The 11,627-nt window shown below is 35.7% G+C and carries 12 protein-coding genes; 10 read left to right on the top strand and 2 right to left on the bottom strand.

Going from position 1 to position 11,627, the window contains the following annotated elements; all coding sequences use genetic code 11:
- Positions 1 to 74: 74 nt before the first annotated feature.
- The 7 genes from MKY81_RS18235 (at position 75) to yajC (ending at position 5,792) form a co-directional block, all read left to right on the top strand.
- Positions 75 to 788 carry a YhcN/YlaJ family sporulation lipoprotein gene (locus MKY81_RS18235; RefSeq protein WP_341118473.1) on the top strand — a complete coding sequence of 238 codons (714 nt, stop codon included), beginning with the start codon at positions 75 to 77 and terminating at the stop codon, positions 786 to 788.
- A gap of 153 nt (positions 789 to 941) precedes the next feature.
- Positions 942 to 1,508 (top strand): BofC C-terminal domain-containing protein, encoded by a 567-nt coding sequence (locus MKY81_RS18230; protein ID WP_066227248.1) that lies wholly within the window; start codon positions 942 to 944, stop codon positions 1,506 to 1,508.
- A 95-nt stretch (positions 1,509 to 1,603) separates the two neighbouring features.
- On the top strand, positions 1,604 to 2,212 hold the full coding sequence (gene ruvA, locus MKY81_RS18225) for a Holliday junction branch migration protein RuvA (RefSeq protein ID WP_066227251.1): 609 nt from the start codon (positions 1,604 to 1,606) through the stop codon (positions 2,210 to 2,212).
- 42 nt (positions 2,213 to 2,254) lie between these two features.
- Positions 2,255 to 3,268 (top strand): Holliday junction branch migration DNA helicase RuvB, encoded by a 1,014-nt coding sequence (gene ruvB / locus MKY81_RS18220; protein WP_066227254.1) that lies wholly within the window; start codon positions 2,255 to 2,257, stop codon positions 3,266 to 3,268.
- Between the two features lie 16 nt (positions 3,269 to 3,284).
- Entirely contained in the window at positions 3,285 to 4,313 is a 1,029-nt protein-coding gene (gene queA, locus MKY81_RS18215; RefSeq protein ID WP_066227257.1) for a tRNA preQ1(34) S-adenosylmethionine ribosyltransferase-isomerase QueA, read from the top strand.
- Positions 4,314 to 4,350: 37 nt separating this feature from the next.
- Positions 4,351 to 5,490: a tRNA guanosine(34) transglycosylase Tgt gene (gene tgt, locus MKY81_RS18210; protein WP_108070395.1), complete on the top strand. Its 1,140-nt coding sequence runs from the start codon at positions 4,351 to 4,353 to the stop codon at positions 5,488 to 5,490.
- 17 nt (positions 5,491 to 5,507) lie between these two features.
- Positions 5,508 to 5,792, top strand: a complete 285-nt coding sequence (gene yajC, locus MKY81_RS18205; protein WP_107920079.1) for a preprotein translocase subunit YajC — start codon at positions 5,508 to 5,510, stop codon at positions 5,790 to 5,792.
- A 53-nt stretch (positions 5,793 to 5,845) separates the two neighbouring features.
- On the opposite strand, the gene MKY81_RS18200 is transcribed toward yajC, so the two are convergent.
- Entirely contained in the window at positions 5,846 to 6,208 is a 363-nt protein-coding gene (locus MKY81_RS18200) for a TIGR04086 family membrane protein (RefSeq protein WP_308810739.1), read from the bottom strand.
- A gap of 212 nt (positions 6,209 to 6,420) precedes the next feature.
- Between MKY81_RS18200 and MKY81_RS18195 the strand changes: the two genes are divergently transcribed.
- Positions 6,421 to 7,083, top strand: a complete 663-nt coding sequence (locus MKY81_RS18195) for a DUF421 domain-containing protein (RefSeq protein ID WP_425319816.1) — start codon at positions 6,421 to 6,423, stop codon at positions 7,081 to 7,083.
- Between the two features lie 42 nt (positions 7,084 to 7,125).
- Here MKY81_RS18195 and spoVB read toward each other — a convergent pair whose 3' ends face one another.
- Positions 7,126 to 8,670, bottom strand: coding sequence for a stage V sporulation protein B (gene spoVB / locus MKY81_RS18190; protein ID WP_341118465.1), 1,545 nt, complete (start codon positions 8,668 to 8,670; stop codon positions 7,126 to 7,128).
- A gap of 110 nt (positions 8,671 to 8,780) precedes the next feature.
- On the opposite strand from spoVB, the gene MKY81_RS18185 reads away from it, so the two are divergent.
- Positions 8,781 to 9,092: a post-transcriptional regulator gene (locus MKY81_RS18185; RefSeq protein WP_066227482.1), complete on the top strand. Its 312-nt coding sequence runs from the start codon at positions 8,781 to 8,783 to the stop codon at positions 9,090 to 9,092.
- A gap of 146 nt (positions 9,093 to 9,238) precedes the next feature.
- The gene (gene secDF / locus MKY81_RS18180; RefSeq protein ID WP_341118461.1) at positions 9,239 to 11,500 is read left to right on the top strand and encodes a protein translocase subunit SecDF; all 2,262 of its coding nucleotides are present in this window, start codon (positions 9,239 to 9,241) and stop codon (positions 11,498 to 11,500) included.
- The last annotated feature ends 127 nt before the right edge of the window (positions 11,501 to 11,627 follow it).

The following is an 11,627-nucleotide window of genomic DNA, read 5'->3' as shown; positions in this document are numbered from 1 at the left end:
TAGAATGGACTTCTCCTCACAAAATATGAATGAGCAAAAAATGCTCTAGGAGTAAAGTTAGGGGGAGTACTGTTTTGAGAAAAATACTTTTAGCAGCACCTATCTCACTCTTGATGGTATCGGGCTTGGCAGCGTGTGGAAATAATCAAAATGCAAATAATGATCGAACAACGAACAGTTTCCAGCAAGTCGGGTATCATACAAATGATGTAAATATGGTTGACCATGATGGCCCAATTACGGAACTGATGGATTATTCGCTTGGCAATGTGGATAACGTGAAAAAAAACAATAATCTTCTGCCATCGGGATATGTTGATGATTATGATCATCCAATCAAATCGCCTTTTACAGAATATAATACAAATAATCGTGGAGTAAACAACAACAGGATTCTCCGAGACATTAATTATCATGGTCATTTAAATCATCATAATGCGAAAGGAAAATCTTCCTACTATACCGCTTATGAAGGTGCTCTTGCCCAAAAGTTATCCGATGAGGCAATTAAAGTACCGAATGTTTCAGATGCGCGTGCGTTGATTAGCGATAATACAGTGTTACTGTCAATTGTTCTTAAAAATGACAAAGACAGTACTAAGACTAAAGCAAATGTTGAGCAGGCGATACGTCCATTTTTAAATGGACGACATTATTTGATTACTACAGATGCGGGAACGTATTATCGAGCAAGAGATATAGACAATGATTTAAAAGACGGCGGTCCCCGCGACACGATCAAAATGGATTTGAAAAATATGATCAAGTTACAGAAAAAACAACAATAATTTTTGATTGATGGAGAATAGAAAATCTGTTCTCCATTTTTCTTTCGATATATGGAAAAGCATTACCTTTTCATAAAAATAGGTTGGATATTTTTGTGAAATATCGGTCACACTAAGCATACGTACTAAAAAACGTATAGGGGTGACACAGCTATGAGATTTTTTGTTCGAATCGTCTTCATTGGCATATTCGCATTAGGAGCTTTCTATATTAGCTTTTTACAAGATGATAGCGAACATGTAAAAGACTCGAAGACAACTCGTGAGCCTAAATCCATTGAAGTATCATCAACACCAAGTAAGAAAACAGTCATTCTTGAAAGAGTTTATGTAGATGGCGAAGTAAGTGAAGAGATTCTGTATGAAAATGTTCATAACATTCACTCAGTAAAAAATAAATATCGTGATTGGCAAATCGTACAAATGGATGAAGAGCAAATTGTACTGCAAAAGAAAATCAATGACATATCTCCCCTTCTTAAGGCGAATGGATATTTTGGTATAACTGATGATGGAACGATTTCTATTTTTAACGGAAAACCAATTAATGCGGATATCATCCAGTCATTTTTTCAAATTGATATAAAGAAGTTGGAAGGAAAAAAACATGAAGAATTGAAAAAAGGTATACCTATCAAGTCGAAAGAAGAATTTGATAAAGTATTAGAAACACTTAAACCATACTCTATACAAAAACAGCAAAAATTAACCGGTTCATAAGACCGGTTTTTTGTATTAGGATTTACCCAATTGATTTAAGAATATGGTAAAATGGAATTTATGAATGTTGTTATACATATAGGGAGAGAACTGATTTGTACGAGTATATAAAAGGGACCATCGAAATGGTGACTCCGGAATATATTGTTGTTGACAACAATGGTATTGGATATCAAATATTTACTCCGAATCCATTTGTTTTTAAAGTTAATCAAAGTATTTCGGAGAAAATTTTCATCTACCAGCATGTCCGAGAAGATGCACTTTCGCTTTTTGGATTTCATACACTTTCGGAAAAAACGTTATTTAAAAAATTACTTAATGTTTCAGGAATCGGGCCTAAAGGTGCTTTAGCAATTCTTGCGTTTGGTGAACCAAGTCAAGTAATTGAGGCAATTGAAAACGAAAATGAAACCTTTTTGACCAAATTTCCCGGGGTAGGAAAAAAGACCGCAAGACAAATGATTCTTGATTTAAAAGGGAAACTTCAAGATATTGTTCCAGATTACTTTCCGAATTTATTTAATACGGATACAGTTGAACAAGCTGCACAGACTTCCGCACAGTTTGATGAAGCTATTTTGGCCTTAAAAGCGCTAGGCTATTCTGATAAAGAAATAAAGAAAATATCATCAGACTTACAAAAAGAAAAATTAACAACCGATCAATATATTAAAATGGCCCTTAAAAAGTTGGTAAAATAAAATGATTCGTGTAACTAGATCTTCGACAAAGGAGGGAGTTTAATGGAGGAGAAAGAGAGGATGGTTTCTGGGGAAGCCACTGAACTAGAGGAAACGTTTGAATTAAGTTTACGTCCACAAACTTTGCTGCAATATATTGGCCAAGATAAGGTAAAGAACAATTTAGAAATCTTTATTGAAGCAGCAAAACAAAGACGTGAAACGTTAGATCACGTCTTATTATACGGACCTCCCGGGCTAGGAAAAACGACGCTAGCAACCGTTATTGCTAATGAAATGGGAGTGAATATTCGAACGACTTCCGGTCCTGCTATTGAGCGACCGGGAGATCTAGCTGCTATTCTCACCGCACTGGAGCCTGGTGATGTACTATTTATCGATGAAATTCATCGTTTACCACGCTCCATTGAAGAAATTCTCTACCCTGCAATGGAGGATTTTTGCTTGGATATTGTCATTGGAAAAGGACCAAGTGCCAGATCCGTTCGTTTGGATTTACCACCGTTTACCCTAGTCGGCGCTACGACTAGAGCGGGTGCCATTTCTGCTCCTTTAAGGGATCGATTTGGGGTGTTAGCCCGATTAGAATATTACACTGAACAACAGCTTACAGATATTGTTATAAGAACGGCAGAAATATTAAATACTAAAATTGAAACGATTGGAGCGATCGAGATCGCTAGACGTTCACGGGGAACCCCGAGGATTGCCAATCGATTATTACGCCGTGTCCGAGATTTTGCTCAGGTACGAGGGAATGGCGTAATTACTAAGTCTTTAGCTGATCATGCGCTAGAATTGTTGCAGGTTGACCGTTTAGGACTTGATCATATTGACCATAAATTATTAAAAGGAATTATTGAAAAATTCCGCGGTGGTCCCGTTGGGCTTGAGACGATTGCCGCAAGTATCGGTGAAGAGGCTGAAACGATTGAAGATGTGTATGAACCATATTTACTTCAAATTGGATTTTTACAACGTACACCGAGAGGAAGAATCGTTACAAACCTTGTGTACCATCATTTTCAAATGGAAGTTCCGACCAATATATCATAATATGAAGGTGACATCAGTGAAAGTTGATTTATTTGATTTTAATTTACCAGAATCTTTAATTGCACAAACACCGTTAAAAAACCGTTCAGATAGTCGTTTAATGGTATTAAATAAGGAAACAGGAGATATTAAGCATACCGTTTTCAAAAATATTACCGAGTATTTACAACCAGGTGATTGTTTAGTATTAAATGATACGAAAGTATTACCTGCAAGACTTTTTGGTATAAAAGAGGATACAGGAGCAAAGATAGAGGTTTTGTTATTAAAACAAACCGAAGATGATCGATGGGAAACACTTGTTAAGCCGGCGAAGCGAATTAAAATTGGTTCGGAAATCATCTTTGGAGATGGGAAGTTAAAAGCAACCTGTATCGAAGAAAAGGAACACGGTGGAAGAATCCTCGAATTTCAATATGAAGGTATTTTTTACGAAGTATTGGACGCACTTGGTGAAATGCCATTACCACCATATATTAAGGAGCAATTAGATGATCGCGATCGTTACCAAACGGTCTATGCGAAAGAGAGCGGTTCTGCTGCAGCTCCTACCGCCGGGTTACATTTTACAGAAGAGTTGCTTGAAGAAATTAAAAATATGGGTGTCCATATCGCATTTATTACTCTACATGTTGGTCTTGGTACTTTTCGACCGGTTAGTGTAGAAGATGTTGATAAGCATTCGATGCATGCTGAATTTTATCAAGTAAACGAAGAAACAGCTGAACTTATTAACAATGTGAAAAAGCAAGGTGGAAGAATTATTTCAGTTGGGACTACATCAACGAGAACATTGGAAACAATAGCCAGTGCAAATAATGGGCAAATTGTTTCAACTAGCGGCTGGACAGATATTTTTATATTCCCTGGCTACGAGTTTAAAGGGATTGATGGGATGATCACAAATTTTCATCTACCTAAATCAACGTTAATCATGCTTGTTAGTGCATTAGCAGGGCGAGAACATGTACTACATGCCTATGAAGAAGCAGTAAATCAAAAATACCGTTTTTTCAGTTTTGGAGATGCAATGTTAATTATTTAAGAGTTTTTGTTTTTTTAACTTGGAAGGAGAATTATCTTTGACGGCAATTAAATATGAATTAATTAAGACTTGTAAACAAACTGGTGCACGTCTTGGGAAAATCCATACTCCTCATGGCTCCTATGATACGCCGATGTTTATGCCTGTAGGGACATTAGCAACTGTTAAAACCATGTCACCTGAGGAGTTAAAGGAAATAGGTTCAGGAATTATTTTAAGCAATACGTACCACCTCTGGCTAAGACCTGGACACGAAATTGTCAAAGAAGCCGGCGGACTACATAAATTTATGAATTGGGATCAAGCAATTTTAACCGATTCCGGTGGATTTCAAGTATTTAGTTTAAGTCATTTTCGCAAAATTGAAGAAGAAGGTGTATTTTTCCGCAATCATTTAAATGGCGATAAGTTATTCCTTTCACCAGAAAAATCGATGGAAATTCAAAATGCACTTGGTTCGGACATTATGATGGCTTTCGATGAATGCCCACCATTTCCGGCAACACATGACTATATGAAAAAATCGGTAGAAAGAACATCCCGCTGGGCGGAACGTTGCCTATCCGCGCATTCTCGAATAGAGGATCAAGGTTTATTCGGTATTGTTCAAGGCGGAGAATATGAGGATTTAAGAAAACTAAGTGCCAAGGACTTAACTTCACTTGATTTTCCCGGCTATGCAGTTGGTGGCTTGTCAGTAGGGGAACCTAAAGATGTTATGAACAGGGTGCTTGAATTTACAACACCATTACTGCCAACGAATAAACCAAGATATTTAATGGGCGTTGGCTCACCGGATTCCCTTATCGATGGGGCGATTCGAGGCATTGATATGTTTGATTGCGTTTTACCGACAAGAATTGGTCGCAATGGAACATGTATGACGAGTACCGGCAGATTGGTCGTGAAAAATGCGAAGTATGCAAGAGATTTTAGACCACTCGATGAAAATTGTAATTGTCATACATGTCAAAATTATTCACGTGCCTATATCCGCCATTTAATAAAATGTGACGAAACTTTCGGAATTAGACTTACAACTTACCATAATCTCCATTTTCTGATACAATTAATGCAACAAGTCAGACAAGCTATTAAAGAAGACAGACTTGGTGATTTCAGGGAAGAGTTTTTTGAGCAATATGGATTTAACCGTCCGGATGCGAAAAACTTCTAAAGGAAGGAGGGGGATTAATGCAAAGTTTAGGTGGATTACTACCCATTTTGTTAATGTTTGTGCTATTTTACTTTTTGCTCATTAGACCAAATCAAAAAAGACAAAAGAATGTTCAAATGATGCAAAACAATTTATCAAAAGGGGATAAAATAGTTACAATTGGTGGTTTACACGGCATTGTTGATGCGATTGACGAAAGACAAATTGTCATCAAATGCGGCGATGGCAGTCGTCTAACGTATGACCGCTCAGCTATCAGAGAGGTAGTGGAATCAGCTGCTACTGCTCAAACTGCTGAATAATAAAAGATAAGGAGAAGTACTTGACGTACTTCTCTTTTATCTTATCAAAGTGATTATGCTTTCCTCGTATGATCACTCATAATATTAACTCCTAATACCCCGCCCATCATCGCTGTTACAATATAACAAATATGATAAATCAGTTGTTCTCCTGAAAAAATATTTCCATACCCAAGAAATTGAAAAAGAAAGATTATTAATGTATAAGTAATTCCAGTGAGGCTTCCTGAAATCCACCCTTTTTGTTGTCCTTTGCCGCCGCAAACAAATCCTCCAATAAATAATGCAATAAACGAAATTATTGTCACTAATAATTTAACGGAATTCTCTTGAACTTCAGAATATCGCAAAATAGTTGACAAGATTAAGCTTGATATCGTGATTAAAACAAATATAGTTAATATTCCGTATAAAATACTAGATCCTAATTTTTTTGTTCCGATTGTTCGTCTCTCCCTTCATAAAATAGTTCTGTCCCTTAGTACAAGCATATTCACAAGTTTTAAAATTAGAATAAATTATTTAAAGAATGTCTTATCAGCGCTAACAAGCTTTTCCAAAATGTTAAAAAGAAAAATGGTCATACTAATGGCGAGTGAATGTGTATAGGAGGATATTGGATATGGATATGGATCTTTATCACTATTTTACAATTGGTTGGAAAACCGTTGTTTTATATCTTGTCATATTGATTATTTTTAGATTTATGGGCAAGCGGGAAATTGGGGAATTAAGTGTACTCGATCTCGTTATTTTCATTATGATCGGTGAATTAGCAGCTGTAGCAATTGAAAATCATAAAGAACCGATTGCACATACGATCGAACCAATGGTTATATTACTTGGAATTCAGGTCGGATTTGCACTTATTTCATTAAAGGTTCCTAAATTTCGTCAATTAATCGATGGGACACCATCAATTATTATTCGGAAGGGAAAAATTGATGAAAAGGCAATGAAAAAGCAACGTTATAATTTTGATGATTTATTAATGCAATTACGACAAAAGGATATTAATAACATTGCTGATGTGGAGTATGCAATTTTAGAAACATCAGGTGAACTATCTGTTATTAAAAAGGATAATAAAAAGAAACAAAAGAAAACTTTTACATTACCACTAATTATAGATGGGGAAATATCCCAAGAGAATTTAGCAAATCAAAATGTTTCAGAAATATGGTTACGTCGTGAGTTAAGAAAAAGAGGGTATAAGGATCTTCAGCAAATTTCATTTTGCAGCTTTCAAGATGGTGAGTTTTTTATCGATTTAAAAGATGAAAAGGAGTGAAAAATATTTTCACTATGTAGAAGGGAAAAATGTTTTTCCCTTCTACAAAAACCTTTTTATGATCGGAATATAAGCTAAGTCAGCCCTTTTTATAAGCTTTGTACAAAGCATGAATACTAGATAAATAATAGTAGTTAAAATGATCCCGATAATCAATTTAACAAATATACTTCCGTGTAATAAAAAGTGTTCCTTCCACCAAAAAACAATTAATCCTGTTGAGACTGTACCAACGATAAATTTAAAATACTCACGCACATAAATGGTGAATTGAATTTTTTTAATAACTGTAGCAAAATGCAGTAAAGTGACTAATAAAGTACTGGTCATTATTCCTAAAGCTGCCCCGGTAATTCCAAAGTCAGGTTTTGAGGCAAGGACAAAAATTAATCCAAGTTTTACAACAGCCCCGAGAAGACTATTAATCATCGCTGCTCTTGCAAGATCTAAAGCTTGCAAAGTCGCTTGTAATGGGCCTTGATAATATTGAAAAATGAAAAATGGTGCCATCAATTTAACTAAATTTGTCCCATTTGTAGATCCATACATCATTTGCATGATTGGCTCTGCAAAAAGATATAAAATAACGACTGATATTCCCCCAGCAAGAAGTGCAAACCGAAGTGCTTGTTGAAGGCGATGCTCAACTAAATAAAAATTTCGTTGAGATGTCGCTTCACTTATAGCAGGAACCAGTGCGGTAGAAAGTGAATGCGTAACAAAGGATGGCAGCATAAGTAACGGCAATGCAAAACCAGTTAAAACGCCATATTCTTTTGTAGCAAGGGCCGCGGTTAATCCAGCGATAGCAAGAGCATGTGATACAACAATTGGCTCGAGAAACCATGAAATATTTCCGATAAAACGACTACCAGTTGTCGGTAATGCAACTCTCATTAGTTCATAAAAGGTTTCCTTTCCAGCGCTAACTGCTTGAAAAAACTTCTTTCGCACTTTAAATTTCTTCCGTAATTTGAACATCGTAAACATATAGGCAAGTGATGCGAGTTCACCAACAATGGAAGCAATCATAGCTCCTGCGGCCGCATATTCTATTCCGTATTGTAAAAATGCTGTTGTTAGGACGGCGATTAAAATAATTCGTACAGATTGTTCAAGTACTTGTGATATAGCATACGGTTTCATATTTTGCATTCCTTGAAAATATCCTCTTAAAACGGCTGAAACCGCTACGATTGGTATGATCGGAGAGATTGCCACTAATGGATAATAAATTCTTGAGTCTGTAAATAAAGTTTTCGTTAAATAGGGCGCCGATAATATAAGTCCAGGTGTAAAAATTAATGATAAGGAAACGGTAATCGTTAAAGAAACGGCAAGAATTTTTTTTATTTTTTGTCTGTCCCCAATAGCTGCTGCTTCTGCAATACATTTCGAAATAGCTACAGGAAGACCTAGCTGTGTTATTGTAATAACTAACATTAAGGTAGGAAAAGCCATCATATAAAGGCCTACACCTTCTCCTCCGATAAAGCGTGCGATGACCATTCGATTTATGAATCCTAAGACCCTTGTAAAAAGTCCGGCAATTAATAAAATCATTGTTCCTTTTAAAAACTTTGACATCCATGTTTACCTACCTTCTCAAATACAGGATTTTCATATACAATAAAATGTATATGCAACATAGTGGACAAAGCATGACAAGTTCATTTTTTTTGAAGGGGCGAAAGGGGATGCGGGAAGTCGATCAATTATACGATAAATATTTTAATTTGTTAGAACCAGCATTAAAAAGCAAATTAGATGAGTTTGATTTAATGGGATATGAACATGTAACAATGGAAGAATTGTGGAAGTACTTAACGAAGAAAAAATGGAAAAAAAGAAAAAGCGAGATTCATATTCACGAGCTTGTATCAGATATTCTCGCGTTAAAAGCAGGAGATTTTATGAATTTTGCGGCAATTGAGGCTTACCGATCACCAAACTGGTTTGCCGAATTAAATGAGGATGAACTTCAGGAATTATTGAAACCAAATGATTAGTTTGCGAAATATCTACAAATAAAAAGAAAAATTGACACATTTTTTTTTCTACTTCATAATGTTAATAACTGTTTATTTTTATAATTGTTAGCCAAGCTACATATAAGTTGTGGTGCTTTTCTAATTTGCTAGGGAGGATTTACATAATGGTAAAAAGAAGTCGTATCGTCGCCTTTTTCTTAATTGTCCTACTATTTGCGGGATTAATGGGCGGAACAACTAATAAGATTTTGAAACATATTAACCTCGGATTGGATTTACAAGGCGGCTTTGAAGTTCTTTATAAAGTTGAGCCTGCCAAAAAAGGCCAAAAAATTACTAGTGATGTGTTGAAAAACACCGTCGAAGCATTGGACAGACGTGTTAACGCACTAGGCGTAAATGAACCGAGTATCCAAATTGAAGGGAAAGACCAGATTCGTGTTCAGCTTGCTGGGGTAAAAGACCAAAAAGAAGCTCGCGATATATTAGCTACAACTGCTAATATTTCTTTCCGTGATGTAAATGATAAAAAATTGATGGATGGAACGGATTTAGTAGAAGGGAAAGCGAAACAATCCTATACTGAAACAGGGAAACCGAATGTAGTTTTACAAGTAAAGGATCGTAAAACATTCCATGATGTGACGAAGAAAGTATTGGATATGGCCCCAAATAACCAATTAATTATTTGGCTTGATTTTGAAGAAGGGAAAGATTCTTATAAAAAAGAAGTAACGAAGAAAAATCCTAAATTCCTTTCAAATCCAAATGTAAATCAAGTATTTAATACGGATACGGTCACAATCGAAGGGAACTTTACGGTAGAAGAAGCTCAAAACCTTGCTTCATTACTAAAAGCTGGTGCCCTTCCTGTGAAACTAGTAGAAACATATTCAAATTCAGTTGGTGCGCAATTTGGTGAGCATGCGCTAAATCAAACGGTTGATGCAGGAATTATTGGGGTTGCTATTGTATTCTTATTCATGTTAATTTATTATCGCTTCCCAGGCTTTATTGCCGTCGTTACACTTGCAATATATATTTATTTAACATTGCTCGTATTTCAATTAATACATGGAGTTTTAACCTTGCCGGGAATTGCCGCCTTGATCCTTGGGGTCGGTATGGCCGTCGATGCGAATATTATCACCTATGAACGGGTGAAAGAGGAATTAAAAGTTGGCCGATCGGTTAAGGCTGCCTTTGCAGCAGGAAATAAATCCTCATTTATGACGATTTTTGATGCGAATATTACAACGATTTTAGCTGCTGTTATATTATTCGTTTATGGGTCAAGCTCTGTAAAAGGTTTTGCAACCCTTTTAATTATAAGTATTTTGCTAAGCTTTGTTACAGCCGTTTACGGTACTAGACTATTATTAGGTTTATGGGTAAATAGTAATATCTTTAAGAAAAGACCGGGCTGGTTTGGTGTAAATAAAAAGGATATTCATGATATATCGGAAAATATGGATGCACATAAGCTTTCAACACATTTTGACCGCTTTGATTTTGTTAAACATCATAATAAATTTTTTGTGTTTTCCATTGTGCTGACTATTATAGGAATCATCGCATTATCGGTTTTCCGCTTGAATTTAAGTATTGATTATACAAAAGGTACCCGTGTAAATGTTCTCGCAAAACAATCTTTAACAGAATCACAGTTACAATCTGATTTGGAAAAATTAAAATTGACTCCAGAAGATATTGTTTTGTCAGGGAATAAAAATGAGATTGGTGCTATGAGATTTAAAGACACTTTTAACAAATCAGAAGTAGCGCATATTACTGATTATTTCACAAAAAAATATGGTCCAACGAATGTAAGTACTGTTTCTCCGACTGTTGGGAAGGCACTTGCGAAAAATGCGTTTATTGCACTTATTCTTGCGGCAATCGGAATCATCATTTATGTAGCTTTACGGTTTGAATGGAGGATGGGTGTTGCAGCGGTTATCGCGTTATTACATGATGCATTTTTGATGGTAACATTCTTTAGTATTACAAGACTTGAAGTTGATTTAACATTTATTGCAGCGATCTTGACCATTATTGGTTACTCGATCAATGATACGATTGTTACGTTTGACCGTATTCGGGATCATTCAAGATTTAAAGGACGTTTCAAAACGGATGAAGATATCGCACAAGTTGTAAATGTTGGATTACGCCAAACGATGACACGTTCAATTAACACTGTATTAACAGTTGTTATTACGGCTGCTGCATTATTTATTTTCGGTAGTGAGTCAATTCGAAACTTCTCGATTGCCTTACTTGTTGGTTTGATTATGGGTTGTTATTCTTCGATTTTCATTGCTGCACAGCTTTGGTACGTATTTAAAAAGCGTGAACTAAAGAAAAAAGGACCTCTTAAAACAGTAAAAGAAAAACGTAAATGGTCTGATGAGCCTCAAGTATAATAATAAAAAAGCTATCTGATGAATCAAAGTCAGATAGCTTTTTTTATTATTTTACGAAAGGTTGATGGAAGTTACTTCTAATGTTAACCGCTTCAATCATTAGTGACAGCAAGTTTTGTAAATTGTA

This window comes from Heyndrickxia sp. FSL W8-0423, assembly GCF_038009395.1.
GTDB lineage: Bacteria > Bacillota > Bacilli > Bacillales > Bacillaceae_C > Heyndrickxia > Heyndrickxia sporothermodurans.
This window is presented reverse-complemented; position numbering and strand designations above follow the sequence as displayed.

Excerpts from the sequence above, each read along its gene's own strand:
- MKY81_RS18230 (WP_066227248.1), top strand. The coding sequence starts at position 942 with ATGAGATTTTTTGTTCGAATCGTCTTCATTGGCATATTCGCATTAGGA.
- ruvB (WP_066227254.1), top strand. The coding sequence starts at position 2,255 with ATGGAGGAGAAAGAGAGGATGGTTTCTGGGGAAGCCACTGAACTAGAG.
- yajC (WP_107920079.1), top strand. The coding sequence starts at position 5,508 with ATGCAAAGTTTAGGTGGATTACTACCCATTTTGTTAATGTTTGTGCTA.
- MKY81_RS18195 (WP_425319816.1), top strand. The coding sequence starts at position 6,421 with ATGGATCTTTATCACTATTTTACAATTGGTTGGAAAACCGTTGTTTTA.
- spoVB (WP_341118465.1), bottom strand. The coding sequence starts at position 8,670 with ATGTCAAAGTTTTTAAAAGGAACAATGATTTTATTAATTGCCGGACTT.
- MKY81_RS18185 (WP_066227482.1), top strand. The coding sequence starts at position 8,781 with ATGCGGGAAGTCGATCAATTATACGATAAATATTTTAATTTGTTAGAA.
- secDF (WP_341118461.1), top strand. The coding sequence starts at position 9,239 with ATGGTAAAAAGAAGTCGTATCGTCGCCTTTTTCTTAATTGTCCTACTA.